The sequence below is a fragment of the Microbacterium phycohabitans genome (assembly GCF_032464935.1).
Classification (GTDB): domain Bacteria; phylum Actinomycetota; class Actinomycetes; order Actinomycetales; family Microbacteriaceae; genus Microbacterium; species Microbacterium phycohabitans.
This window is the reverse complement of record NZ_JAWDIT010000001.1, coordinates 110,962-136,667: the sequence shown is the minus strand read 5'-3', so window position 1 is coordinate 136,667 and position 25,706 is coordinate 110,962. Positions and strand designations below refer to the sequence as shown.

At 71.1% G+C, this 25,706-nt stretch carries 24 protein-coding genes; 15 read left to right on the top strand and 9 right to left on the bottom strand.

The window, feature by feature from the left end; genetic code table 11:
* Positions 1–274: 274 nt before the first annotated feature.
* The gene (locus tag RWH44_RS00665; protein WP_316003096.1) at positions 275–2,389 is read right to left on the bottom strand and encodes a S9 family peptidase; all 2,115 of its coding nucleotides are present in this window, start codon (positions 2,387–2,389) and stop codon (positions 275–277) included.
* 210 nt (positions 2,390–2,599) lie between these two features.
* Between RWH44_RS00665 and RWH44_RS00660 the strand changes: the two genes are divergently transcribed.
* The 4 genes from RWH44_RS00660 to RWH44_RS00645 all read left to right on the top strand — a co-directional run bounded on the left by RWH44_RS00660 (position 2,600) and on the right by RWH44_RS00645 (position 6,798).
* Entirely contained in the window at positions 2,600–3,817 is a 1,218-nt protein-coding gene (locus tag RWH44_RS00660; RefSeq protein WP_316003095.1) for an inorganic phosphate transporter, read from the top strand.
* Positions 3,817–4,146, top strand: a complete 330-nt coding sequence (locus tag RWH44_RS00655; RefSeq protein ID WP_298875058.1) for a peptidase — start codon at positions 3,817–3,819, stop codon at positions 4,144–4,146. The genes RWH44_RS00660 and RWH44_RS00655 overlap by 1 nt, the downstream gene beginning before the upstream one ends.
* 161 nt (positions 4,147–4,307) lie before the next feature.
* Complete coding sequence (locus RWH44_RS00650; protein ID WP_316003094.1) at positions 4,308–5,219, top strand: phosphodiesterase; 912 nt, start codon at positions 4,308–4,310, stop codon at positions 5,217–5,219.
* Between the two features lie 115 nt (positions 5,220–5,334).
* A complete protein-coding gene (locus RWH44_RS00645) occupies positions 5,335–6,798 on the top strand; it encodes an aspartate ammonia-lyase (protein ID WP_316003093.1) in 1,464 nt (487 codons plus the stop codon).
* Positions 6,799–6,869: 71 nt separating this feature from the next.
* On the opposite strand, the gene RWH44_RS00640 is transcribed toward RWH44_RS00645, so the two are convergent.
* Entirely contained in the window at positions 6,870–7,736 is an 867-nt protein-coding gene (locus RWH44_RS00640; RefSeq protein WP_298875065.1) for a fumarylacetoacetate hydrolase family protein, read from the bottom strand.
* 83 nt (positions 7,737–7,819) lie between these two features.
* Here RWH44_RS00640 and RWH44_RS00635 point away from each other — a divergent pair, with 83 nt between their 5' ends.
* The 3 genes from RWH44_RS00635 to RWH44_RS00625 all read left to right on the top strand — a co-directional run bounded on the left by RWH44_RS00635 (position 7,820) and on the right by RWH44_RS00625 (position 10,340).
* On the top strand, positions 7,820–8,980 hold the full coding sequence (locus RWH44_RS00635) for a PrsW family intramembrane metalloprotease (protein ID WP_316003092.1): 1,161 nt from the start codon (positions 7,820–7,822) through the stop codon (positions 8,978–8,980).
* A 283-nt stretch (positions 8,981–9,263) separates the two neighbouring features.
* Positions 9,264–9,629 carry an FKBP-type peptidyl-prolyl cis-trans isomerase gene (locus tag RWH44_RS00630; RefSeq protein WP_013583439.1) on the top strand — a complete coding sequence of 122 codons (366 nt, stop codon included), beginning with the start codon at positions 9,264–9,266 and terminating at the stop codon, positions 9,627–9,629.
* A 150-nt stretch (positions 9,630–9,779) separates the two neighbouring features.
* Positions 9,780–10,340, top strand: a complete 561-nt coding sequence (locus tag RWH44_RS00625; RefSeq protein WP_298875071.1) for a YceI family protein — start codon at positions 9,780–9,782, stop codon at positions 10,338–10,340.
* Positions 10,341–10,487: 147 nt separating this feature from the next.
* Here the strand turns inward: RWH44_RS00625 and RWH44_RS00620 are convergent, their stop codons facing one another.
* The 3 genes from RWH44_RS00620 to RWH44_RS00610 all read right to left on the bottom strand — a co-directional run bounded on the left by RWH44_RS00620 (position 10,488) and on the right by RWH44_RS00610 (position 13,028).
* Entirely contained in the window at positions 10,488–11,405 is a 918-nt protein-coding gene (locus RWH44_RS00620; RefSeq protein WP_316003091.1) for a DMT family transporter, read from the bottom strand.
* Positions 11,406–11,505: 100 nt separating this feature from the next.
* Positions 11,506–12,810, bottom strand: coding sequence for an MFS transporter (locus RWH44_RS00615; protein WP_316003090.1), 1,305 nt, complete (start codon positions 12,808–12,810; stop codon positions 11,506–11,508).
* Positions 12,807–13,028: a DUF167 domain-containing protein gene (locus tag RWH44_RS00610; RefSeq protein ID WP_298875081.1), complete on the bottom strand. Its 222-nt coding sequence runs from the start codon at positions 13,026–13,028 to the stop codon at positions 12,807–12,809. The genes RWH44_RS00615 and RWH44_RS00610 overlap by 4 nt, the downstream gene beginning before the upstream one ends.
* Positions 13,029–13,229: 201 nt before the next feature.
* Here RWH44_RS00610 and rpsO point away from each other — a divergent pair, with 201 nt between their 5' ends.
* Positions 13,230–13,499, top strand: coding sequence for a 30S ribosomal protein S15 (rpsO, locus tag RWH44_RS00605; protein WP_013583433.1), 270 nt, complete (start codon positions 13,230–13,232; stop codon positions 13,497–13,499).
* A 469-nt stretch (positions 13,500–13,968) separates the two neighbouring features.
* On the opposite strand, the gene RWH44_RS00600 is transcribed toward rpsO, so the two are convergent.
* Entirely contained in the window at positions 13,969–14,985 is a 1,017-nt protein-coding gene (locus RWH44_RS00600; RefSeq protein ID WP_316003089.1) for an isopenicillin N synthase family dioxygenase, read from the bottom strand.
* A 203-nt stretch (positions 14,986–15,188) separates the two neighbouring features.
* On the opposite strand from RWH44_RS00600, the gene efeU reads away from it, so the two are divergent.
* Genes efeU through efeB form a run of 3 tightly spaced genes read left to right on the top strand, consistent with a single transcriptional unit; the run spans position 15,189 to position 18,816 of the window.
* Complete coding sequence (efeU, locus tag RWH44_RS00595; RefSeq protein WP_316003088.1) at positions 15,189–16,166, top strand: iron uptake transporter permease EfeU; 978 nt, start codon at positions 15,189–15,191, stop codon at positions 16,164–16,166.
* Positions 16,167–16,225: 59 nt separating this feature from the next.
* Positions 16,226–17,455 (top strand): iron uptake system protein EfeO, encoded by a 1,230-nt coding sequence (efeO, locus tag RWH44_RS00590; RefSeq protein WP_316003087.1) that lies wholly within the window; start codon positions 16,226–16,228, stop codon positions 17,453–17,455.
* Positions 17,452–18,816, top strand: coding sequence for an iron uptake transporter deferrochelatase/peroxidase subunit (gene efeB, locus RWH44_RS00585; RefSeq protein WP_437127253.1), 1,365 nt, complete (start codon positions 17,452–17,454; stop codon positions 18,814–18,816). Before efeO ends, efeB begins: the two co-directional genes overlap by 4 nt.
* Before the next feature lie 141 nt (positions 18,817–18,957).
* On the opposite strand, the gene RWH44_RS00580 is transcribed toward efeB, so the two are convergent.
* Positions 18,958–20,079 carry an acyltransferase family protein gene (locus RWH44_RS00580; RefSeq protein WP_316003086.1) on the bottom strand — a complete coding sequence of 374 codons (1,122 nt, stop codon included), beginning with the start codon at positions 20,077–20,079 and terminating at the stop codon, positions 18,958–18,960.
* A 137-nt stretch (positions 20,080–20,216) separates the two neighbouring features.
* Here RWH44_RS00580 and RWH44_RS00575 point away from each other — a divergent pair, with 137 nt between their 5' ends.
* The 3 genes from RWH44_RS00575 to RWH44_RS00565 all read left to right on the top strand — a co-directional run bounded on the left by RWH44_RS00575 (position 20,217) and on the right by RWH44_RS00565 (position 23,237).
* Positions 20,217–21,449, top strand: coding sequence for an LLM class flavin-dependent oxidoreductase (locus RWH44_RS00575; protein WP_298875094.1), 1,233 nt, complete (start codon positions 20,217–20,219; stop codon positions 21,447–21,449).
* A 1-nt stretch (position 21,450) separates the two neighbouring features.
* Positions 21,451–22,095 (top strand): CE1759 family FMN reductase, encoded by a 645-nt coding sequence (locus RWH44_RS00570; protein ID WP_316003611.1) that lies wholly within the window; start codon positions 21,451–21,453, stop codon positions 22,093–22,095.
* Positions 22,096–22,634: 539 nt separating this feature from the next.
* The gene (locus RWH44_RS00565; RefSeq protein ID WP_316003085.1) at positions 22,635–23,237 is read left to right on the top strand and encodes a methyltransferase domain-containing protein; all 603 of its coding nucleotides are present in this window, start codon (positions 22,635–22,637) and stop codon (positions 23,235–23,237) included.
* Positions 23,238–23,313: 76 nt separating this feature from the next.
* Here the strand turns inward: RWH44_RS00565 and RWH44_RS00560 are convergent, their stop codons facing one another.
* Positions 23,314–24,096 (bottom strand): DNA/RNA non-specific endonuclease, encoded by a 783-nt coding sequence (locus RWH44_RS00560; protein WP_316003084.1) that lies wholly within the window; start codon positions 24,094–24,096, stop codon positions 23,314–23,316.
* A 46-nt stretch (positions 24,097–24,142) separates the two neighbouring features.
* Between RWH44_RS00560 and RWH44_RS00555 the strand changes: the two genes are divergently transcribed.
* Positions 24,143–24,904, top strand: coding sequence for a fructosamine kinase family protein (locus RWH44_RS00555; protein WP_316003083.1), 762 nt, complete (start codon positions 24,143–24,145; stop codon positions 24,902–24,904).
* Positions 24,905–25,088: 184 nt separating this feature from the next.
* Here the strand turns inward: RWH44_RS00555 and RWH44_RS00550 are convergent, their stop codons facing one another.
* Positions 25,089–25,700, bottom strand: coding sequence for a DedA family protein (locus tag RWH44_RS00550; RefSeq protein ID WP_316003082.1), 612 nt, complete (start codon positions 25,698–25,700; stop codon positions 25,089–25,091).
* Positions 25,701–25,706 lie beyond the last annotated feature (6 nt).

The window sequence follows — 25,706 nt, the reverse complement described above, 5'->3', positions numbered from 1 at the left end:
ATGCTGCAGCCGCTGCGACCGCACAGCGGCGGCATCCCTCGTGCGCGCTGCGTTGCTCAGGGCGCGCTGACGCCCCGGTCAGTGTCTCCTTGTCCCGGTTATGGCTGGTTGAGGGGGTCGCAACTGGCCATAAGTGGGACAAGCACCGCCATATGTGGGACATGCAGCCGCAAGCCGCAGCCGTAGGAGCCGCAGCCGCAGCCTGAGCAGCAGCCGTAAGCCACAGCCGCCGTAGCAGCCGCACCCGCAGCCGCGAGCCGCCGCAGCAGCCGCCCTACTCCGCCAGCCCCAACACGTCGAGCAGCCACGCGAGCTCGAACGCGCGCTCGCGCCAGGCGTTGTACCGGCCGCTCACACCGCCGTGTCCGGCGACCATCTCGCACTTGAGCATCGCGTCGGCACCCACCTCGCGCAGGCGCTGCACCCACTTGGCCGGCTCGACGTACAGCACGCGCGTGTCGTTGAGCGAGGTGACCGCGAGGATGCGGGGGTACTCGACGCCGTCGCGCACGTTCTCGTACGGCGAGTACGACTTCATGTAGGCGTACACGTCCGCGTCGTGCAGCGGGTCGCCCCACTCGTCCCACTCGATCACCGTGAGCGGGAGCGACGGATCCAGGATCGTGGTCAGCGCATCGACGAACGGCACGTCGGCCAGGATGCCGGCGAACATCTCGGGTGCGAGGTTGGCCACCGCGCCCATGAGCAGGCCACCGGCGCTGCCGCCCTCGGCGACGATGCGGTCGGGCGTGGTGTACCCGGCATCCACGAGGTGACGGGCGGCGGCGACGAAGTCGGTGAAGGTGTTGCGCTTGGACTGCAGCTTGCCGTCTTCGTACCACTGCCGGCCCATTTCGCCGCCGCCGCGCACGTGCGCCACGGCGAACACCACGCCGCGGTCGAGCAGCGACAACCGGGGCACCGAGAAGCCGGGTTCGATCGAGTGCTCGTAGGAGCCGTAGCCGTAGAGGTGCACCGGGCGGGGAGCGGATCCGGGCTCGCCGAACGAGCGCTTCCACACCAGCGACACCGGCACCCGGGTGCCGTCGTCGGCGGGGGCCCACACGCGGGCCTGGCCGTAGTCGGCGGGGTCGAAGCCGCCGAGCACGGGCTGGCGCTTGCGCAGGAGTAGCTCCCCGGTGTCGACGACGTAGTCGTAGACGGTCCCGGGCGTCACGAACGAGCCGTAGCCCAGGCGCAGCACCGGGGGAGCGTACTCGGGGTTGCCGCCCGTGCCGACGCTGTAGAGCGGCTCGTCGAACGCGATCTCGGTCACGGCTGCGTCGGCGTACGACAGCATGCCCAGGCGTGCCAGTCCGTCGCGGCGGTAGGCGACGACCCCCCAGTCGCGGAACGTGTCGACGCCCAGCAGTCGTTGCCCGGTGCGGTGCGCGATGACGGTCTCGCGGGCACCCTGGGGAGTGGATGCCGAGACCCGCACCAGCTCGAAGTCGAGGGCGCCGTCGTTGTGGAGGATGTAGAGGACGTCCTCGCCGTCGACCACGGCGTGCGAGCTGGAGTACTCCACGCCCTCCTTCCGCGGCCAGACCACGCGCGGCTCGCCGCGCAGGTCGTCGGCGTCGAGCAGCCACTCCTCGCTCGTGATGGAGGAACCCATCTCGATCACGAGGTACTTGTCGCTGCGGGTGAAGTCGGCCCCGACCCAGTAGCGGTCGTCGGGCTCGTGGAACAGCTTCACGTCGGCATCCACGCCCGTTCCGATCTCGTGGAGCCACACGGTGTCGGGGCGCCACGCGTCGTCGACGGTGGTGTAGACGATGAAGCGTCCGTCGGGGGAGAAGGTCGCGCCCGAGAACGTTCCGGGGATCTCGTCGGGAAGGGTCTCACCGGTCGTGAGGTCGCGCACGCGGACCGTGTAGCGCTCGTCGCCGGCGACGTCGATGCCGTACAGCATGCGCGTGCCGTCGTTCGAGATCTCGAAGCTCCCGAGCGAGAAGAAGTCGGTGCCCTCGGCCTCGACGTTGCCGTCGAACAGCACCTGCTCGCCGGGGACCGCGCGGTCGGGGGAGAGGGTCGGCGGCGTCCAATCGTCGGGGGAGCCGAGGGGTGCGCGGCACTGGATGCCGTACTGCGCGCCGGCGACGGTGCGTCCGTAGTACCACCAGTCGCCGCGGCGGGCGGGGACGGAGAGATCGGTCTCGAGGGTACGGCCCTTGATCTCGCCGAAGATGGTGTCGCGCAGGCGCGTCAGGTGGGCGGTGCGCGCGGAGGTGTAGGCGTTCTCGGCCTCGAGGTGGGCGACGACCTCGGCGTCGTCTTTCGCGCGCAGCCATTCGTAGGGATCGTCGAAGGTGTCACCGTGGTGGGTGCGGGCGACGGGACGGCGGTCGGCGACGGGAGGGACGGGCTGCGGGTCGAGGTCGGTCACCGTTCCACGGTAGTGCGCCGCCGCGGCATCCGGCCCGGCGACACCGGTGGATGCCGACGGCTCGCGAACCCGCGCGTTTGACCCTCACAGGTCCGGGTGAAAGGATGTCGTCGCGTCTTTCGGTGAACGAAAGATCAACGCCAGGTGAACTCTTCGTTCGTCGCGCCGATCCCGTCGGCATCCCTTCCTCCTTCTCACGGAAAGCGAACGGTGGAGAGCGCAGCCCTCATCATCGTGCTGGTCATCGTGCTGGCACTGTTCTTCGATTTCACCAACGGATTCCACGACACCGCGAACGCGATGGCCACGCCCATCGCCACCGGTGCGCTGAAGCCGAAGGTCGCGGTCCTGCTGGCGGCGAGCCTCAATCTGGTCGGCGCCTTCCTCTCGACCGAGGTCGCGAAGACGATCTCGGGCGGCATGATCCGCGAAGACCAGTTGAGTCCCGACATCTTCCCGCCGATCATCTTCGCCGGCCTCATCGGCGCGATCACGTGGAACATGCTCACGTGGCTGCTGGGCCTGCCCTCGAGCTCCTCGCACGCGCTCTTCGGCGGCCTCATCGGGGCCACGCTCGTGGGCGTCGGCGCCTCGGCGATCGACACCGGCGTCGTGCTGAGCAAGGTGATCCTGCCGGCCCTCATCGCGCCGCTGACCGCGGGCATCATCGCCTTCGTCGTGACGAAGATCGCGTACGGGGTGACGCGCCGGTACGACGCGAAGGCCGACGGCCGCGACGGCTTCCGCTGGGGGCAGATCTTCACCTCGTCGCTCGTGGCGCTGGCGCACGGCACCAACGACGCGCAGAAGACGATGGGCGTCATCACCCTCGCGCTCATCACCGTCGGCTGGCAGTCCACCGCCAACCCCGACCCGCAGCTCTGGGTCGTCTTCGCGTGCGCGATCACGATCGCCCTCGGCACCTACATGGGCGGGTGGCGCATCATCCGCACGCTCGGCAAGGGCCTGACCGACGTCAAGCCCGCCCAGGGCTTCTCGGCCGAGACCTCGACCGCGGCCACGATCCTCGCCTCGAGCGCCCTCGGCTTCGCGCTGTCGACGACGCAGGTGGCCTCCGGCTCGGTCATCGGATCGGGCCTGGGGCGTCGCGGGTCGACCGTCCGCTGGAACACCGTCGGTCGCATCATGATCGGCTGGGTCCTGACGCTCCCGGCCGCCGGTGCGGTGGGCGCCGCGGCCGCCCTCATCGTCGTGTGGCTGGGTGGCTGGGGCGTCGCCGTCGACGCCGTGATCGCGGTCGCGATCGTGCTGGGGCTGTTCCTGCGCTCGCGTCGCGACTCGGTCACCTCGGCGAACGCGATGAGCGAGGTCGCCGACTCCGGCGCGGCGGTCAAGGTGCCGCGCAAGCCCGGTCCCACGCGCCGCCAGCGCCGCCTCGAGCGCGACAAGGTCGGGAAGGACGCCTGATGCTCATCAACTGGGGAGCCTTCCTGCAGGTCTTCGTCGCCGCCCTCCTGGGCGCGTCGGTCGTCGTCACCTTCTACGCCCTCGGGCTGCGCCTGCTCGTGCGCGGTGGTCGTCCGCCGCTGGTCGCGCCCGCGGAGTTCACCGACGCCATCACGGTGCTCACCGACAAGCAGCGTCGGCGCGCCGAGAAGGCGGTGGCCAAGGCCGCGAAGAAGAACCCGCTCAGCGACGGACAGAAGCGCCTGTCGCTCGTGGGCGCCTACGCGTGCTTCGCGGTGTGCGCGGCCGCGGTGCTCGGCGCGCTGCTGCTGATCCTCTTCAACCACTGACGTCGGATCCCGGCCGTCGCCGTGTGGCGACGTCGGTTCCGGATGCCGACGCCTCGGCGTTCTCGCGGAGCTCGCGGGCACGGGAACCGCTCCGCCTGCGGATCGAGGACGGTCGTCGTCGTCGGGCTCCCGGTGTCGGACCCCCCTCCTAGGCTGGGCACATGGCATCCGTGCAGTTCGGTCAGCACGCGCCCGCCGCGCGCGTCATCCTCCACCTCAGCGACACTCACCTGCTCGGGGGCGATCGCCTCCTCGGGGGCCGCTACGACACGGCCGTGCACCTGCGCCGCACGCTCGCCGCGGCCGAGGCGACCGGGGTGCGGCCGGATGCGGTGGTCTTCACCGGCGACCTCACCGATCTCGGCGAGCCCGAGGCCTACCGCGCCCTGCGCGAGGCGGTCGAGCCCTGGGCCGAGCGTCTCGGCGCGCCCGTGGTGTGGGTGGCCGGCAATCATGACGAGCGCCCCGCGATGCGCGCCGCGCTCCTCGACGCGGAGGCCTCCGTGGAGCCGGTGACGAGCGTGCACGATCTGGGCGGCCTGCGCCTCATCGCGCTGGATTCGACCGTGCCCGGCTGGCATCACGGCGACCTCGACCGGTCCCAGCTCGAGTGGCTGCGGTCGGAGCTGGCGACACCCGCCCCTCTGGGCACGATCCTGGCCCTGCACCACCCGCCCCTGCCCACGCACATCCCCTTCTTCGACATCCTCGAGCTGCGCGACCAAGCGGGCCTGGCCGAGGCGATCGCGGGGAGCGACGTGCGGGCGATCCTCGCGGGGCACCTGCACTACTCCACCTCCGGAACGTTCGCGGGGGTTCCGGTCAGTGTCGCGTCGGCATCCTGCTACACGATGGACCTCGCGCGCCCCGCCGACGAGGTCAACGGCATGGACGCGGGGCGATCGTTCCACCTCGTCCACATCTGGGACGACACGATCACCCATGCGGTCGTCCCGGTGGTCGAGGCGGAGGCGACGGGGTACTTCACCCCCGAGTGGACGGCGCGTATGGCCGCCCTCAGCCCGGAGGAGCGCCTCGAGGCGTTCTCGCGCAAGCGCCCGACGGGACAATAGACGCCGCGGACGGTGTCGATCCGACGACCGGCCGCCGTGTCCAGCGACCGCCCCGCTCGCCGTGGTTAGGCTCGATGCATCCCTGCTCGCCGTGACAACCCACAAGGACGTACCCATGGCTTTGGACGCGATGACGCGTACCCGTACCGAGACCGATTCCCTGGGATCCCTCGAGATCCCCGCTGACGCGTATTGGGGGATCCACACGGCCCGGGCCCTCGAGAACTTCCCGATCGCGAAGCGACCGATCTCGGTGTACCCCGACCTCGTGCGGGCCCTCGCGATGGTGAAGCAGGCGTCGGCGCGCGCCAACCGCGAGATCGGCGTGCTCGACGAGCGCAAGGCCGACCTCATCGACCGCGCCGCGCAGCGCGTGATCGACGGCGAGTTCCACGACGAGTTCACCGTCGGCGTCATCCAGGGCGGGGCCGGCACCTCGACGAACATGAACGCCAACGAGGTCATCACCAACATCGCGCTCGAGATGGCGGGCCGCGAGAAGGGCGACTACGCGTTCCTCTCGCCCATCGACGACACCAACCGCAGTCAATCGACCAACGACGTGTACCCGACGGCGATCAAGATCGGCCTGTCGCTCACGCTCCAGAGCCTGCTGGAGGAGCTCGCGCTGCTGCGCCAGTCGTTCCTCAGCAAGTCGGAGGAGTTCCACGACGTGCTCAAGGTCGGACGCACGCAGCTGCAGGATGCCGTGCCCATGACGCTCGGGCAGGAGTTCCACGGTTTCGCCACCACCCTCGGCGAGGACTACAACCGCCTGACCGAGAACGCCTACCTGCTCTACGAGATCAACATGGGCGCGACCGCGATCGGCACGGGCATCACCGCGCACGCCGGCTACGGGGGAGCGGTGCTGCGGCATCTGCGCGCCATCACGGGCCTCGACCTCGAGACGGCCACCGACCTCGTCGAGTCGACGAGCGACACGGGCGCCTTCATGTCGTTCTCGTCGTCGCTCAAGCGCAACGCCGTGAAGCTGTCGAAGATCTGCAACGATCTGCGGCTTCTGTCGTCCGGCCCGCAGGCGGGACTCGGCGAGATCAACCTGCCGCCGCGCCAGGCCGGTTCCAGCATCATGCCCGGCAAGGTCAACCCGGTCATCCCCGAGGTCGTCAACCAGGTCGCCTTCTCGGTGGTCGGCGCCGACATGACCGTGACGATGGCGGTCGAGGGCGGCCAGCTGCAGCTCAATGCCTTCGAGCCGGTCATCGCCCACTCGATCTACCAGTCGATCACCTGGATGCGACAGGCGATGTGGACCCTGCGCGTCAACTGCGTCGACGGCATCACGGCCAACCGGGAGCGCCTGGGCGCGATGGTGGGTTCCTCGGTCGGCGTCGTCACGGCCCTCACGCCGTTCATCGGCTACGCCGCCGCCGCCGCGCTGGCCAAGACCGCACTGCTGACGCACCGCAACGTCGCCGACCTCGTGGTCGAGGCCGGGCTCATGACGCGCGACGAGGTCATGAAGCAGATCTCGCCCGCGCGCCTCTCGGGCCTGCAGGCCGTGACGGCGGCGATCCCCATCGTGCGCGCGGCCGACAGCGTCGTGGAGGACTGACCCGCGGCGTCCACGCCGACATCACGAAGGGCCGGGGCGCGTCGCCCCGGCCCTTCGTCGTGGATGCCGCGTCAGTCGAGGATGCGGCAGTGCGTGGTCAGCTCGCCGATGCCGTCGATGCCGACGGTCACGGTCGAGCGGTCACGGAGGAAGATCTGCGGATCGCGCGAGTACCCGGCACCGCCCGGGCTTCCGGTGGAGATGAGGGTGCCCGGCAGCAGGGTCGCCGATTCTGAGAGCTTGTTGATGAGCGTCTTCACCGAACGGACCATCTGGCCGGTGCTGGCATCCTGCACGGTGTGTCCGTCGACGACGGTCCAGATGTGCAGGTCCTGCGGATCGGGGATCTCGTCGGCCGTGACCACGAACGGACCGGTCGGGGTGAAGCCGTCGAACGACTTGCAGCGCGACCACTGCGCCTCGGAGAACTGGATGTTGCGCGCGGTGATGTCGTTGACGACGGTGTAGCCCCACACGTGGTCGAGGGCGTCGGCCTCCGCGATGTCGCGACCGGGACGGCCGATGATCACCCCGAGCTCGGCCTCGTAGTCGACGGCCTCGCTCAGCGCCCGCGGCCACGACGTGGTGGCCTCGTGCGCGGTGAGGGAGTTCGGCCACAGCACGAACACGGTCGGGCCCGCGTCGGTCTTCAGCCCCAGCTCGCCCGAGTGCGCGGCGTAGTTCAGGCCGACAGCGAGAATCGACGGGGGAGCGAGCACGGCCGAGGCGAAGCGGATGCCGGTGAGGGACTCCCGCGGAGCCGTCGCGGCTGCGTCGCGCACGCGATCGAGCAGGGCGTCGCCGCCGGCGATGAGCTGCTCGAGCGTGGTGGGGGCACCGTCGAAGAGCGCATCGACGAACGAGAACTCCTCCCCGTGGACGCTGACGAGACGGGGGGCTTCCGCCCCTTCCTGAGACCGGACGTGGGCGAAACGCATGCCACCACGCTACCGGCCCGCGCCGCGCGACGGAGGCCGCAAGCCCCGGATGCCGTGTCCCGGGCCCGCTCTAGGCTGAGCGCATGAGCTCACCCTCGCCGCTCTCCCGGCCCGGTTCGGTCGAAGCGACCCGCATCACCACGGCTCCGCAGACGGCGGTGTCGGCCGCTCCGCCGCGGTCGGGCGGTCGGGGAGTGGCGCTGTGGGTGGTCGCCGTGCTGCTCGTGCCGCTCCTGGCCCTCCTCGTGCGGTATTTCACCGGGTTCCTGGGCACCGCCGCGACGTTCCTCGGGCTCGTGCTGGCCGCCATCCCGTTCGTGATCGTGTGGTTCGCCGTGCGCTACATCGACCGTTGGGAGCCCGAGCCGCGCCGACTGCTCGTCTTCGCGGTGGCCTGGGGAGCGATCGCGTCGGTGGTCATCGCCCTGGGCGTCGATCTGCTGCTGACCCTCGCCCTCGGGCAGCTCCCCGCCGCCTTCAGCGCCGTCGTGCAGGCGCCCATCGTCGAGGAGATCGCGAAGGGCCTCGGCGTCCTGCTCATCTTCGCCTTCGCCCGCCGAGCCTTCGACGGGCCCGTCGACGGTATCGTCTACGGCGCGCTCATCGGGGCGGGCTTCGCGCTCACCGAGAACGTGCAGTACTTCGCCATCAGCTACCTCGAGGGCGGACCGGCGCAGGTCGCGAGCACGTTCTTCCTGCGCGCCGTGCTCTCGCCCTTCGCCCACGTGATGTTCACCAGTCTCACCGGCTTCGCGTTCGGCCTCGCCGCACGTCGCGGCCTGCGCACGGGCGCGGCCCTGGCCTACGGCATCCCGGGCCTCATCGGGGCGATCGTGCTGCACGGCCTCTGGAACGGATCGGCCACGTTCGCGAACTTCTTCGAGGTCTACGCGGCGCTGCAGGTCCCGCTGTTCGTACTGTTCATCCTCGGCATCCTGGCCCTGCGTCGCGAGGAGTCCCGCCTGACCCGCGCCCGCCTGGGCGAATACGCCGCCGCCGGGTGGTTCACCCCGCAGGAGGTCGACATGCTCGCCACGGGGCCGGGGCGTCGCTCGGCGGTCGCCTGGGCGCGTACGCTGCCCGGCGATCGATCGGCCGTCATGAAGGCGTTCATCGTGGATGCCACCGCGCTCGCCGCCGCGCGCCAGCGCACGCTGTCGGGCCGCGACCCCCAGGCTCCCGCGACCGAGCGGTACCTCCTGGAGCGCACCACCGCCGCGCGGGCGGCTCTGCTGTCGCACTGACGCACCTCGTGCGCCGTCCGCACCATCCACGTGTCGCCGAAACTGCACGCGGGTCCCGAGACCGTACGCGCCTGTTAACCCTGCCTCGCGGTGTCGGTGATCGAGCGCGGCCTCGGCGCCTGGCGTCGCCGCGGCCCGGGGTCTTGACACGACGGGGAGGTCGGAGCACCATCGATGTAGGCCAACTCAGCGCCCGGGAGACACGCAGGCATCGCCGCGGCACCGGGCGCTGAGTCTTTGTCCAGGGGCGTCATCCGGCGCGCGGGCGTGCTTGGATGGATGCATGACTGATCGCACCAAGCCGGAGTTCGACGCTCCCAGCGGCCCCGCCCCCTCCGACCTCGTCATCCGCGACATCATCGTCGGCGACGGCGACGAGGCCAAGCCCGGTGACACCGTCACCGTGCACTACGCCGGTGTCGAGTACGAGTCGGGCGAAGAGTTCGACTCGTCGTGGGGCCGGGGCGAGAGCATCCAGTTCCCCCTCCGCGGCCTCATCCAGGGCTGGCAGGACGGCATCCCGGGCATGAAGGTCGGCGGCCGACGCGAGCTCGTCATCCCGCCGCACCTGGCCTACGGTCCGGCCGGCGGTCACTTCCTCGGCGGGAAGACCCTCATCTTCATCATCGACCTGCTCAAGGTCGGCTGACCGGGCGTTCTTCACGAGACGTTCACGAACCCGAGGGGGCTCCGGCTCCCTCGGGTTCGTCTTTTCCCTCGATCGTGGAATACATTCGTGTGAATGGGAGTTGGACTCCCGCAGGACGCCGACACGGCTCCCCAGACCTCTAGGAGTGACATGACCGACACCACCACCCTCGACATCCCCGGCTACAAGGCGGGCACCTGGGTCCTCGACCCCTCGCACAGCGAGGTGACCTTCACCGTCCGCCACATGATGATCTCCAAGGTGCGCGGCACCTTCGGCATGAAGAGCGCCACGCTCGTCGCCCCGGAGAACCCCCTCGAGGCCACCGTCGAGGCCTCCGTCGACGTCACCTCCGTCGACACGAAGGACGAGGGTCGCGACCAGCACCTGCGTTCGGCCGAATTCTTCGACGTCGAGACCTACCCCACGATGGACTTCCGTTCGACCGGGGCCCGCGTCGAGGACGGCGACTACCTCGTCGACGGCGAGCTGACCATCCGCGGCGTCAGCAAGCCCGCCACCTTCTCGATCGACTTCGGCGGCTTCGGCACCGACCCGTGGGGCAACTACAAGGTCGGCGCCACCGCGAAGACGGTCATCAACCGCGAAGACTTCGGCCTCACCTGGAACGCCGCCCTCGAGACCGGCGGCGTCCTCGTCGGTAAGGACGTCACCATCGAGCTCGACCTGCAGTTCGCGCACCAGGCGTGATCGCCCCGCAGCGCTCGCTGCAGTCGTGATCGTCGCGAAGACCCCGGATGCCGTCCGCATCCGGGGTCTTCGTGCGTCCGGGCGCGGTACGGGATTCGTCGGATCGACCGAGGAGTCCGGTCCCGATGCGCGGCCCGTCGGGACGACTCAGGCGTGCGCGCGGCGCGGCAGGCGCAGGCGCTGCTGCACGAGCAGGATGCCGAGGAACACCACCGCGGCCCCCACCGGCTCGTTCCAGGAGATGCGTTCGCCGAGGATCAGGATGCCGAGCGCCACCCCCACGACCGGGGTGATGTACGTGACGGTGGAGGCGCGGGTCGGTCCCCAGGCGCGCAGGGTGTTCTGGTTCCAGACGTACGCGATGCCGGTGCCCAGAACGCCGAGGGCGACGATGCTCGCGACGACGGGGAGGTCGAGGCGCATCGGCTCCGCGAGGATGACCGGCGACAGCAGCACCATGAATGCCGCGGCCGGACCGATGTACCCGAACGCGAAGGCGATGCCCGACAGGCCGGTGTCGCCCAGGAAGCGACGCATGTACGCGAGGCTGAAGCCGTAGCAGGCCGTCGCGCCGAGAAGCGCGAGCTGGGCGATCGTGCTGTCGCCGACGTCGGCCACGGCGCCGGGGGCGATGATCACGACGACGCCGGCGATGCCCACGGCGATGCCGAGCAGCTGACCGAGCTCGAGGCGCTCCACGCGGAACACCGCCCACGCCATGATCGCGGTCATGATCGGCGTGGTGGCGTTGAAGATGCTGGCCAGTCCCGACGACACGTGCTGCTCGGCCCACGCGAACAGCAGGAACGGCACGACGCAGAAGCTGAACCCCAGCACGCACAGGTGGCCCCACGCGCGCCGGTCGCGGGGCAGGCGCTCTCGCCGGATCGCGACGATGGCGCCCAGGGCGAGGGCTCCGAACAGCAGCCGGCCGCCCGCGACCTGCGCCGGCGTCATGCCCGTGAGCGCGATCGCGATGAAGAGGAAGCTCGACCCCCACACGATGCCGGTGAGCACGAACTGCACGGCGATCGAGACGGGGGAGGGGGAGGGAGCGGATGCCACGCTCCCGACGATAGGGCGAAGCGCCGACATCGGTCGGGTCGCGAGGATGCGACGTCCGGAATCCGCCGACGATCGGCAGCCGGTCGACGTCACCGCGCGGTCAGGGCTGCGGGTCGAGCGCGTCGTAGTCGCGGAAGCGCGGGGACAGGCGCACGAGGAAGCCCACCAGCGCCAGGATCACGATCCCGCCGAGCAGGGGTGGGACCCACAGCGCCGCGATGGTGGCGAGGGTGCCGGCGTACAGCGCCCCGACGCGAGGGCCGCCGGCCACCACGACGATGAAGATGCCCTGGAGGCGGCCCCGCATGGCATCCGGGACCGCCGCCTGCATCATCGTGGAACGGTAGGTGGCGCTGACGTTGTCGGCGGCGCCCGAGACGGCCAGCGTCAGGGCGGCGAGCACGATGAGCAGCACGGCGCCCCGGTCTTCGCCCGTGTCGGCGGGGCGGCCCCAGCCCAGGGCGGCGGCCAGCAGGACGAGGCCGAAGAGTCCGATCGACAGGCCGTAGACCTGGATCGACCGTTCGATGCCCAGCCCCTGGCGGCGCACTCGTCCGATCGGACCGGAGAACAGGCTCGACAGGAACGCCCCCGCCGCCACCGCGGCCGTGAGGACACCGGTCGTGATCGCGCCGCCGCCGAGGAGCACGGCGCCGATCGCGGGGAACAGGGCGACCGGCTGGCCGAAGGTCATCGCGACGATGTCGAGGATGTACTGCAGCCGGATGTTCGGGGCGCGTCGGAGGAACCGGGCGCCGTCGCGGAGCGACGCGAGCCCCGGGCGCACGACCTCGCCCTCGGGGCGCAGCTTCGGCAGCGACCACAGTCCCAGGAACAGAGAGGTCATGAGGAGGACGTCGAGCGAGTAGGTCCAGGCGTAACCCGCGAACGCGACGAGCACGCCGGCGAGAGCGGGGCCCGCCATGACCATGATGCCGACGGTGACCCCCTGGAGCGCGGCGGCCGCGGGCAGCAGATCACGGGGGAGGAGGCGGGGAGTGATGGCCGATTTCGTCGCCATCACGATGGAGTTCGCCGCCGAGTTCACGACGCTGAGGACGAAGAGCCACCCGACCGTCTCGAGGCCCGTCCACGCGAGCGTCGCCAGCAGGGCGGTGGAGGCGAAGGTGACCACGGCCGCCAGGAGCGCGACGGTGCGGCGGTCGAAGGCGTCGGCGAGCATGCCGCCGTACAGTCCCGCGGCCACCATCGGAAGGAGTCCTGCGACGGCGATCATCGACACCGCGAACGTGCTCTGCGTGAGCTCGAACACGTGCAGCATGACCGCGACGACCGTGAGCTGGCCGCCGAGGCCCGCGAGCGTCGATCCGATCCACAGGCGCGCGAAGGCGGGGGAGGCGGTGAACGGGCGCAGGTCGATGAGGGCGCTCTCGCGGGTGCTCATGCGTCGACGTCCACGCGCTTCACGCGGGCCGTGTGCCCGCGGACGATCTCGACGTCGCGGGGGGCGACGCCGAAGTGCGCGGCGAGCGCCTTCACCACTCCGCCGTTGGCCGCCCCGTCGACCGCGCGTTCGCGCACGTGCACGATCAGGCCGTCGGCGGTGTCTTCGACGAGGGGGCCGCGTCGGCTGCCGGGCTTGACGCGAACGGTGAGCTGCACGGATCGAGGCTACGCCAGGCCTCCGACACCCCGGCACGCGGGAGGCCCCGGGGCTCGAGGGGGCGCCGGTGCGCAGCGGTTCGTTCACGGCATCCGGATGCTGGTAGACTCATGCGGTTGCCGTTCGATCGGCCGCGGATAAAGAGAGCTCGCACATCGTGTGACGGGCGCCGCGCAATGAGAAGGAAGGGGATCCCATCTATGGCACTCGAAGCAGACGTCAAGAAGGCGATCATCGAAGAGTACGCGACGCACCCCGGTGACACCGGATCCCCCGAGGTGCAGGTCGCGATGATGACGCAGCGCATCAAGGACCTCACCGAGCACCTCAAGATCCACAAGCACGACCACCACTCGCGCCGTGGACTCTTCCTGCTCGTCGGTCAGCGCCGCCGCCTGCTGGGTTACCTGCAGGACGTCGACATCAACCGTTACCGCTCGCTCATCGAGCGTCTCGGTCTGCGTCGCTAATCGCACCAGCGTTCTATCGCGCAAAACATTCTTGGAAGGCCGCCCCACGGTGTGGGGCGGCCTTCGTCATTCCCGGACGGGGCGACGGGCGCGTGCCCCCGTGGTCTCGAGTGGTCCCTGAGTCCGTGGGAGGTCCCTGAGTCCTTGGGAGGTCCCTGAGCCTGTCGAAGGGACCGGTGGCTTCGACAGGCTCAGCCACCTGGGCCGCGAGGGACCGGTGGGTTCGACGGGCTCAGCCACCTGGGCCGCGAGGGACCGGTGGGTTCGACGGGCTCAACCACCTGGGCCGCGAGGGACCGGTGGCTTCGACAGGCTCAGCCACCTGGGCCGCGAGGGACCGGTGGCTTCGACACGCTCAGCCACCTGGGCCGCGAGGGAGCGGTGGCTTCGACAGGCTCAGCCACCCGGGCTCGCGAACGCCGAACGCCCGCCGCCGGGGCGACCGGGCAGCGGGCGTTCGACGAACGGGTCAGGATGCCGTGCGCGCGGCCAGCAGATCGGCGTGCCACCGTTCCGCGACGTCGGGGTGCGCCCGCAGGCGCGACTTCAGCGCGTTCTCGCCGTAGGTCGCGTGGATCGGGTTCGACGGATCCTGCGAGACGCCGCGGGCCTCGGCGGCGAGCTCCGCGGGCAGCTCGATGATCGGCAGCCGCGCGTCGAGGGCCGGGTTGAAGAAGAACGGCACCGAGATGCGCTCGTCGGGGAACGAGGGCGAGATCACGCGGTGGTTCGTCGCGGTCAGATACCCCTGCGTCGCGTACTCGAGCAGCTCGCCGATGTTGACGACGAAGGCGCCCGGCACCGGGGGAGCGTCGACCCACTCGCCGTCGCGCTCGACCTGCAGACCGCCCTTGCCGGGCTCGACCCAGAGCAGGGTGAGAACCCCCGAGTCCTTGTGCGCACCGACACCCTGCTGAGGGGTCGGGTCGTCTTTGCCCGGGTAACGCACGATCTTGATGAGCGTCTGGGGGTCGCCGAAGTGGCGGTCGAAGTACTGCTCCTCGGCGCCGAGGGCGAGGGCCCACGCACGTAGCAGCTTGCGGGCGACGCCGGTGAGGTGGTCGTGCCACTCGGTGACGACCTCGCGGAGCTCGGGCTGGGTGGCCGGCCACAGGTTCGGCCCCACGAGCCGGTTGTAGCCGGGGCCGTCGGCATCCTGGATCGCGTCGCGCTCGGGACCGATGTCGATCTGCTCGCGCCAATCCACTCGCCCCTGCGTGCGCTCGCCGCCGACGCGGGTGTAGCCGCGGAAGTGGGGGCTCGTGACGTTCTCGATCGCGAGCTTCTCGGCCTCGGGGAGGGCGAAGAAGTCGTGGGCGGCCTGCAGCAGTCGACCCTCGAGCTCGGGTGTGACCCCGGTTCCGGTCAGGTAGAAGAAGCCGACGTCATGGGTGGCGGCGCGCAGGTCGTCGCGGAAGCGGGACGCGGCCTCGGGCCCCTGATCGAGCAGCGAGAGGTCGAGGATCGGGAGGTTCAACTCGGACATGGATCGAGGCTAGGTCGGGCCTTCGTCGCGCGCGCGAATGTTGCCGACCGTTACCGCGCACGCGCGCGGCATCCGCTTTCCGCCGACATCGGGGATGCGCGAAGCGGCGAAAGTGCGTAATCTGTCACAGTCAGGTGAGGCTGTCCTTACCTGGTCCGCAACGTCGCGGTCCTTCCTCCTCGTGAAAGTCGGAACTCCCGCCCGTGCTTGCCAGCTTCTTCGCCACCTTCCTCATCGGCCTCCGTGAAGGCCTCGAGGCCGCGCTCGTCGTCGGCATCCTCGTCGCCTACCTCACGCGCGTCGACCGCCGCGACGCCCTGCCCAAGCTCTGGACCGGTGTCGGACTCGCCGTGGCCCTCGCGCTCGGCGTCGGCGCGATCTTCACGTTCGGCGCCTACATGCTCACGTTCGAGGCCCAGGAGCTTCTCGGCGGCGGGCTTTCGCTGCTCGCGGTCGCGATGGTCACCTGGATGATCTTTTGGATGCAGAAGGCCGGCCGCACCCTCAAGGCGGGCCTCGAGGGCGGAGTCGACAAGGCGCTGCGCGGCGGCGTATGGGCGCTCGTGGCGATCGGGTTCGTGTCGGTGGCCCGCGAGGGCGTGGAGACGACCCTGCTGCTGTGGTCGATGGTGCAGTCGTTCGGCGAGTCCCCCGTGGCCCTGCTCGGAGCGCTCCTGGGCCTCGCCACCGCCGTCGTCCTCGGCTGGTTCATCGCGCGCGGCATGCTGCGCCTCAACCTCGGCCGTTTCTTCACCTGGACGGGCGGTTTCCTCATCATCGTGGCGGCGGGCGTGCTCGCGTACGCCTTCCACGACCTGCAGGAGGCCGGGGCGCTTCCCGGCCCGTTCGGCGCCGGTGCGCCGATCGACCCCGCCACGGGTCTGGTCGCCACCGGCTGGGCCGGCTTCCCCTTCGGGTGGGCCTTCGACGTCTCGACCGCCGTGGCCCCCGACAGCGCGCTCGCGGTGCTGCTGCAGGCGACCGTGGGCTTCATGCCCCAGATGACGTGGCTGCAGGTCATCGCGTGGGTCGTCTACGTCGCCGTCGTCGTCCCGCTCTTCGTCCGGGGCGTGCGGGCGGGTCGTCGTCCGCGCTCCGCCGCGACCTCGCCGTCCACCGTGCCGGCGGAGCCCCGGCTCGCGGCCGCCCCGGCGACGGCCGGCACCTCCACCGCCCCCTGAGACCTTCCTCCTCCCGCGCGCACCCGACGCCGCGGCATCCTTCCCTCGAACGGAGCACCATGAATTCGACACGCCTCCTCGCGGCCGGCGCCGCGGCCGGCGCAGCCGTCCTCCTCCTCTCCGGCTGCGTCGCCAAGACCGACGCCGCGGCCTCCGGCGCCCTCACGGTGACCTCCACGGCCGACGGCTGCGCCGTCTCGGCCGGGAGCGCCCCCAGCGGCACCGTCGCCTTCACGGTCGACAACAAGAGCGAGCAGACCACGGAGTTCTACCTGTTGGCCTCCGACGGCCTCCGCATCGTCGGCGAGGTCGAGAACATCGCCCCGGGCGCCTCGCGCAGCCTCACCGTGGTCGCGCAGCCGGGTGACTACTACACCCTGTGCAAGCCGGGAATGGTGGGAGACGGCGTCGGCAAGGCGGCGTTCACCGTCACCGGCGACGCCGTGGCCGTCGACGGACCGGATGCCGAGCAGAAGCAGCAGGCCGTCGACCTGTACGCCGCATTCGTGAAGGACCAGGTCGGCCAGCTCCTCCCCGCGGTGCAGACCTTCGCCGCCGTGTACGAGAGCGGTGACGATGCCGCGGCGCGCGAGCAGTTCCCGCGCGTCCGCGCGTTCTACGAGCGCATCGAGCCGATCGCGGAGGCGCTGGGCGACCTCGACCCCCGCATCGACTACCGCGAGGTCGACGCCGTGGCCGAGGGTCTGGACTGGACCGGGTTCCACCGCATCGAGAAGGACCTCTGGGTCCCCGCGCAGGACGCGCTGAACGCCGACGGCGAGACGCCGGCGTGGCAGGACTGGGCGCCCTCGACGCCGGCCGAGCGCGCCACCTACGGCGACAAGCTCATCGCCGACACGCAGGAGCTGTACGACTACGTGCACTCCGACGCCTTCACCGAGGCCCTCGACGCCCAGGGGGTCGCGGGTATCTCGAACGGCGCGATCGCGCTGCTCGACGAGGTGGCCACGGGCAAGATCAGCGGCGAAGAGGACTGGTGGTCGGGAACCGACCTGTACGACTTCGCGGCCAACGTCGAGGGGTCCAAGATGGCGTTCTCGCTCGTGCGCGACTTCGCGGAGTCCAAGGGCGACAAGGGCGCGAGCCTGGTCGGTCGCATCGACGCGGGGTACACCGATCTCGAGGCAGCCCTCGCCGCGCACGGATCCGCCGAGGCCGGCTTCGTGCCCTACTCCCAGCTCACCGAGGCCGACAAGCGTCAGCTCACCGACCTCATCAACGCCCTCGCCGAGCCGCTGTCGCAGCTGACGGTGACGATCCTGGAATGACCGTGGACGACGAACGGCTCACCCCCGGCACCGCCGGGTCTTCGGACCCGGCGGTCGCCGCGTCCGCCGGCGCCGCGTCCGCCGGCGCCGCGTCCGCCGGCTCCGGGGCCGCCGGGCTGTCCCGGCGCGGGCTCATGGGCCTCGCGCTCGGCGCGAGCGCCACCGGCCTCGTGGTGGGATCGGGCCTCGGTCTCGTGGGCGGAGCGGCGTACGGCCGCGAGCAGGAACGAGCGGTGATGGATGCCGTGGCCCCGGCCGCCGGCATCCACCAGCCCGGGATCACCACCCCGGTGCAGGACCACCTGCACTTCGCGGCCTACGACATGATGGCGCGCACGACCCGCGACGACCTCGCCGAGATGCTCGCCGACTGGACGTATGCGGCGACCCGCATGATGCAGGGCCTCGACGTCAGTGCCTCCGGTGCCGTCGGCGGCTCTCCGGAGGCGCCGCCCGACGACACCGGCGAGGCCCTGGGCCTTCCCGCGAGCAACCTCACCATCACGTTCGGCTTCGGGCCCACGCTGTTCGACCAGCGCTTCGGGCTCGAGGGGCAGAAGCCCGCGGGGCTCGAGCGACTCCCGGCTTTCCTGGGCGACGACCTGGATCCGCTCCGCTCCGACGGCGACCTGTGCATCCAGGCCTGCGCCGACGATCCGCAGGTCGCGGTGCACGCGATCCGCAACCTCAGCCGCATCGCGTTCGGCCGCGCGACGATCCGCTGGTCGCAGCTCGGTTTCGGCCGCACCTCGAAGACCACCTCCGACCAGGCGACCCCGCGCAACCTGTTCGGCTACAAGGACGGCACGGCAAACATCCTCGCCGACGACACCGCCGCCCTCGACGAGAACGTGTGGGTCTCGGCATCCGAGGGTCCGGCGTGGCTCGCGGGCGGGTCGTACCTCGTCGCGCGGCGCATCGCGATGCTCATCGAGACGTGGGACCGCACGCGCCTCGCGGAGCAGGACCGGGTCGTCGGTCGCGACAAGGCGAACGGTGCTCCGCTCTCGGGCGGCGACGAGTTCGCCGCTCCCGACTTCGACGCCGTCGGCGCCGGGGGGAAGCCGGCGATCGACCCCCGCAGTCACGTGCGGCTCGCGCACCCCGACATGAACGGTGGCATCCGCCTGCTCCGCCGTGGCTACAACTTCGTCGACGGCACGACCGATCTCGGCCGCTTGAACGCGGGACTCTTCTTCCTGTCGTTCCAGAAGAGTCCCGAGCGCTACATCACCGTGCAGAGGGCCCTCGCGACGGATGCCATGGGCGAGTACCTGCGGCACGTCGGCTCCGGTCTCTGGGCCGTGCCGCCGGCGGCTCCCACCGGCACGTCGATCGGGGCGGGGCTGCTCGGGGCGTAGCCGACGGCGCGGCCCGAGGCGGCGGAGCCTGTCGGGGCCACCGAGCGTGGCGGCTGTCGGTCGAGCGGCGGAGGTGGCTGAGCTCGTCGAGGCCACCGGGTGTCGCGGGTCCGGGTCCCTTCGACGAGCTCAGGGACCTCGCTACGGCGCCCCTCGGGGCGGTTGAGCCTGGCGCGTCGCGGTCCCGGATGCCGCGGACGCGCGGCCGGCGCCGAGCTCGCGATCGCGGAAGAGCCACGGCATCCGGGGCTCCACCAGAGGGCGGGTGAGGCGTCGCACGGGGCGGCTCGACAGGGCCACGGCGATGAGGACGCTCGCGACGATCACGACGGGGATCCACAGCCACATCGGCTCGAGGCCCCGAAGGACGCCCGACTGGCGGAACGGGTAGAGCACGAACGTGTGGAGCAGGTAGACGTACATCGTGTACCGGCCCAGGACGCTCCAGCGCGTCTCCCGCCGGGGGATGAGAAGCAGGAACGCCGACATGAGCACGAGCGCGAGGGCGATGATCGACAGGCGCACGGCTCCCGCCCACCACTGCGGGGCGTCGAGATCGACGTAGGCGTCGACGAAGAAGAACCACGTGCCCAGACGCACCTCGTTCCAGGTGTCGACGAAGGCGTAGGCGAGGATCCCGGCGCCCGCGAGCACCGCGCCGGCGACGGCCCGCAGCCACACCGGACGGCGCTCGAGCAGCCCGAGGCGCGCGACGACGTCGTGCTCGCGGAGCCACCACCCCAGGGTGAAGAACGGCAGCAGCCCGAGCAGCCGCGACACCGAGAACGTCGAGTCGATGCTCGGCAGGTACCCGGCGATCACCGAGATCGCCAGCGCCCACAGGACGGGTCCGCGCACCAGCGCGAGATACGGCAGAACGAGTCGGAACAGCGCGAGCGCGAGGAGGAACCACAGCGTCCACGACGGCTGAGCGGGGTCGAGATTCGTCCTCCCCGTCACCAGGAACTGCGTGATCGTCCACAGGGTCTCGAAGATGAGGTACGGCGCGATCAGGTCGGTGACGACGCGGGCCATCCGGCGACGGGTGGGTTCGGCTCCCGAGGAGAAATACCCCGACACCAGCGCGAACAGGGGCATGTGGAACGCGTACACGAGCAGGTACAGCGCCTGCGCGGCATCCGAGTCGTAAGTGAGCCGCTGGATGGCGTGGCCGAAGACGACGAGCACGATCGCGGCGAAGCGCGCGTTGTCCCAGAACGGGGTGCGGGTCGTCGTGCGGGGCGAGGTGGTGGCATCCGTCATCCCGGGCGACGATAATCGCGACGCGAGCGAGGGTCCATGGGGGTGGATCCCGGATGCCGATGGGGTACGGCGGAATAAAGATCGGCGTCGTGCGTTCTGACATGTATATTCAGATGCATACAAACGGAGGTCGCATCATGAGCGAGACGAACAACTGGCCGGGCATGCAGTTCGGTGTCATGACGGTGAGCGACATCACCCAGGACCCCACCACGGGGAAGACCCCGAGCGAAGCCCAGCGCATCAAAGACACGCTCACGATCGCGAAGCACACCGAAGAGGTCGGCCTCGACGTCTTCGCCCTCGGCGAGCACCACAACCCGCCCTTCTGGTCGTCGTCGCCCACGACCACGCTGGCCTATATCGCCGCGCAGACCGAGCGCCTCATCCTCACGACCTCGACCACGCTCATCACCACGAACGACCCGGTGAAGATCGCCGAGGACTTCGCGATGCTCCAGCACGTGTCGGGCGGTCGCGCCGACCTCATGCTCGGCCGCGGCAACACCGGCCCCGTGTACCCCTGGTTCGGAAAGGACATCCGTCAGGGCCTCCCGCTCACCATCGAGAACTACGACCTGCTGCACAAGTTGTGGCGGGAGGACGTCGTGGACTGGGAGGGGAAGTTCCGCACGCCGCTGCAGGGCTTCACCTCGACCCCGCGACCGCTGGACGGCGTGCCCCCGTTCGTGTGGCACGGCTCGATCCGCACGCCCGAGATCGCCGAGCAGGCCGCGTACTACGGCAACGGGTTCTTCGCGAACAACATCTTCTGGCCCAAGGAGCATTACCAGCGCCTCATCACGCTGTACCGCGAGCGCTACGCCCACTACGGACACGGCACACCCCAGCAGGCGATCGTCGGCCTCGGCGGCCAGGTGTTCATGCGCGCCAACTCGCAGGACGCGGTGCGGGAGTTCCGTCCGTACTTCGACAACGCGCCCGTCTACGGCCACGGTCCGAGCCTCGAGGACTTCAGTGAGATGACCCCGCTGACCGTCGGCTCGCCGCAGCAGATCATCGACCGGTACGCGGCGATGCGCGAGACGTTCGGCGACTACCAGCGCCAGCTGTTCCTCATCGACCACGCGGGCCTTCCGACCAAGACGGTGCTCGAGCAGCTCGACATCCTCGGCGGCGAGGTCGTTCCGGTGCTGCGCAAGGAGCTGCAGAAAAACCGCCCGGTCGAGGTTCCCGACGCGCCCACGCACGCCAACCTCGTCGAGAAAATCTACGCCGGCGCGGCCCCGCGTCAGGCGGTGCCCGGTGCCAACCGCGGCGACAACATGGTCTCGGGAAGCCCGTACCAGGATGCCGCGCCTCGCACGGGCAGCGCGTTCGGTGCCGCCGCGACGAAGGTGGGTGCCTGAGATGGCCGCCCGCCGCATCGCGGTGATCACCGCGGGACTCTCGACGCCCTCGTCGACCCGCATGCTCGGCGATCGACTCGCGCACGCCGCTCTCGCCGAGCTGCGCGAGCGGGGGATCGAGGCCACGGCCGACGTGTTCGAACTGCGCGATTACGCGCACGACCTCACCGACAACCTGCTCACGGGCTTCGCCCCGCCGGCGCTCGAGCAGATGATCAACACGGTCGTCTCGGCCGACGGCATCATCGCCGTCACGCCGATCTTCTCCACGAGCTACTCGGGCCTGTTCAAGTCGTTCATCGACGTGCTCGACCCGCAGGCGCTGAGCGGCACACCGGTGCTGATCGGGGCGAACGCCGGCACCGCCCGCCACTCGCTCGCCATCGACTACGCGATCCGCCCGCTGTTCACCTACCTGCACGCCAACCCGGTGCCGACCGGGGTGTTCGCCGCCTCGAGCGACTGGGGCGCGAACGCCGACGAGGTGGCACCGCTCGGTTCGCGGGTCGACCGCGGCGCGCGGGAGTTCGCCGAGGCGATCGCCGCGCGCGAGCCCGTGCGCGACGCGGACCCCTTCGACCCCTCGTCGTACCTCGGCGAGGGCCGGTCGTTCGGCCACCTGCTGGGCGGTCTGTCGGGGGAGTAACCCGCCTCGACGCCCCGTCGCCCGTGTGGCGGCGGGGCGTCGTCGTGCGTGGGGACGGGCGGGTCGTCGTGCGTGGGGGTGGGTGGGTCGTCGTGCGTGGGGGCGGGTCGCAGGCTCAGTCATGTGCGCAAACTCCGTTGCGAGTGGGTGTTCTGGGCTGAGGTTGTGCGAATCGCGGAGGTTGTGCGCGCGGGCGCGGGCCGGGGCATCGCCGTGCGTGGGGGTGGGTGGGCGGGGCGCAGGCTCAGTCATGTGCACAAACTCCGTTGCGGGCGCGCGGTTCGGGCTGAGGTTGTGCGAATCGCGGAGGTTGTGCGCGCGGGCGCGCGCCGGGGCGTCGTCGTGCGTGGGGGTCGGTGGGCGGGTCGCAGGCTCAGTCATGTGCGCAAACTCCGTTGCGGGCGCGCGGTTCGGGCTGAGGTTGTGCGCATCGCGGAGGATGTGCGCACGAAGCGGCCCTGGACGGCCGCACCTTGTGTCGGCGAGTCCCGCGGCCGTGGGCGCTCCGCCTAGGGTGGGGGCGAGCAGAAGGAGTCGGGATGGATGCCACGCAGTGGGACGAGCGCTACCGCGCCTCCGCCGGGGGAGTGTGGGCCACCCAACCGCCCGCCGTCGTGCGGGAGATCGCCACGCCCTTGGCGCCGACGACCGCTATCGACATCGCGACCGGCGACGGACGCACAGCGCTGTGGCTCGCCGAGAGGGGCTGGTCGTGCACCGGCCTCGACTTCTCGGGCGCGGGGCTCGCGCTCGCCGCGGCCCGACCCGGGGGCGATGCGGTGCGATGGGTCCAGGGCGACGTGCACGACTGGGCGCCGGAGTCGCCCGTCGACCTCGTCGTCTCGTGCTACCTCCACCTACCCGATGCCGCGGCGGTCGTTGCGCGCATCGCGCAGTGGGTGGCGCCCGGAGGCACGCTCCTCGTCGTCGGCCACGACGTCGAGAACATCGCCGCGGGAGGTCACGGACCCTCCGATCCCGCCATCCTCTACACGCCCGACCTCCTGCGCGGTGCGCTCGACGATCGCTTCCGCATCGAGAGGTGCGAACGCGTCACGCGAACGAGTGCGGATGCCGAGCTGCGCGGCGGTCACGCGCACCCCGCGATCGACACCGTTCTGCACGCGGTCCGGGTGCGCTGACGGGCGCACGGTCCGTCCCTCCGGACGGCGCGACCGCGCCGGCCGGGGCGCGCACCGGCCGGCCGGTGCGCGCCTCTCACAGCACGATGTCGTCGGGGCCCCTCAGCTCCCGCGGGGTGACCGGGCGCAGTCCGAGACGCGCGAAGGTGTCGGCGGCCACGAGCGGCCCGACGTCGACGCCCGCTTCGGCGGCGATGTCGGCGATCGGTGCCTGGAACGTGCGGAAGGCCCCGAGGGGCGGCACCGTGAGCCCCTGCCGCGTGTCGACGAGCTCGCTCTGATCGAGCACGAAGCCGGCCGCGGCGAGGGTCTCGCCCCGTCTCCAGGCCGCGATCTTCCAGAACCGCAGGGGCACCCGGATGCCGCGGTACGGCGGATCGCCGTCGTCGAGCACCGGCGCCGTGAACACCGCGAGCCGCTGATCGGTCGTCTCGGCGTAGGCGAGGACGTGGTCCTCGAGACCGAGCCACAGCTCCTTCGACTGGTTGAATCCGGCCGCCTGCGGGGCGGCGTTCGTGTAGAAGAACGTGGCCTCGGTGGCATCCCGAGCCTCGTCGACGTCTCCCCAGCCCGGATCGCGACGACGTACCAGATGGCCCCGATCGAGATCGTTGCGGCTGTAGACCTCGGGACCGGCCTGCGCATCGGCGGGCACCCGCGGGTCGAGGCGCCATTCGCCCGAGCGGGGGAGGTCGCGCAGGGTCGCCCCGTCGATCACGACGGCGGTGACCGCGGCGAATCGGCGATCCTCCCGCAGCAGCACCGAGAACCGGGCGTAGTCGAGCCGCGTCGTCGGTGCGGCGGGCGCGGGCAGGAGGAGGGGGATGCCGAGGAAATCCGGGTCGTAGCCGTCGCTCATGCCCCCATGCTGCCGCGGACCCCCGACATCGCGACAGACTGGACCGATGGAACAGCACGTGAAGACCCGGGCCGACGCGCCCGCCGGCTTCTTCGCCGCCGAGGCCGCGGGCCTGCGGTGGCTCGCCGACGCCCACGGAGCACGCACCGTCGGCGTCGTCGAGGCGACCGAGGAGCGCATCGTGCTGGAGCGCGTCGCCGAGACGCCCCCGACCGCGGCGTCGGCCGAGGCGTTCGGTGCCGCGCTCGCCGCGACCCACGCCGCCGGAGCCACGGCCTTCGGCGCGGCCCCTCCCGGCGGGGAGGGCCACATCTTCATCGGCCGCCGACCGCAGCCCGCGCGTCCCACCGCGACCTGGGGCGCCTTCTACGCGGCTCAGCGCGTCGAGCCCTTCCTGCCGATCGTCGTCGCGGCGGGGAACCTGTCGGCATCCGGTGCCGAGCTCGTGAGCCGCGCCTGCCGGCTCGTCGCCGACGGGGCGTTCGACGACGACGAGCCGCCCGCGCGGCTGCACGGCGACCTGTGGGCGGGCAACGTGCTGTGGACTCCCGAGGGGGTCGTGCTCATCGATCCCGCGGCCCACGGAGGGCATCGCGAGACCGACCTCGCGATGCTCGCGCTCTTCGGCTGCCCGTTCCTCGAGCGCATCCTCGCCGCCTACGACCGCGCGCGGCCGCTGCGCGCCGGGTGGCGCGAGCGCGTGCCGCTGCACCAGCTGCACCCCCTCGCCGTGCACGCGGCCGGTCACGGACCGTCGTACGGCCGGGCCCTCGTGGATGCCGCCGAGCAGACGCTCGCGTTGGCCTGAGGCGCCGGCTCCCGGCATCCGAGGGCCGCAGACGCGCGCGGAGCTCGCACCTTCCCGGGTAGGGGATGCGAGGAGCGCGCCGATCTGCGAGCCGCCGCGTCGGGCCGCGGCGCCCGCACCCCGCGCGAAGCTCGCACGTTCCCGGGCGGAGTCGGCCGATCTGCGCGCTCCGGAGCCGACGGGGTCAGCCCCGCGCGGCGGCCCGCCGTTTCGCGCGCCGCGCGAGCAGCAGGTCGATGCCCACGCCGATCCCCACCGCGACGACGATCGACACCACCACCGCCACCACCGGACCCCCGGGCACGACGGCGGCGACCACCGCGCCGATCACCGCCTGGTAGGCGGCCCACGCCAGAGCCGCCAGGGCGGCGACGCCGAGGTACCGCGCCGGCTGCACGCGCGAGGCTCCGGCGGCGAGGTTCACCGCGAGCCGGGCGAACGGCACGAACCGCGCCGTGAACAGCACCAGCGCGGCGTTGCGTTCCAGGCGTCGGCGCGCCCACTCCAACGCGGCCGACACGCGGGGCCCACGCATCCAGGCCCATCGCTCGACGCCGACCGCGCGCCCCACCAGGTAGCAGCACAGGTCGCCCGCGAAGGCCGCCGCTCCCGCGACGAGGATCACTGCGCCCAGCGACGGAGTGCCGTGCGCGACCGCGAGGGCGCCGAACGCCGTCACCGCCGCCTCGCCCGGGATGACGACGAGGAACGCATCGGCGAACACCAGCACCGCCATCGCGAGCAGGGCCCAGGGGCTTGCCGCGATCGCCTGCAGCCATGCGTCGACGCCGTCCATCCCGTC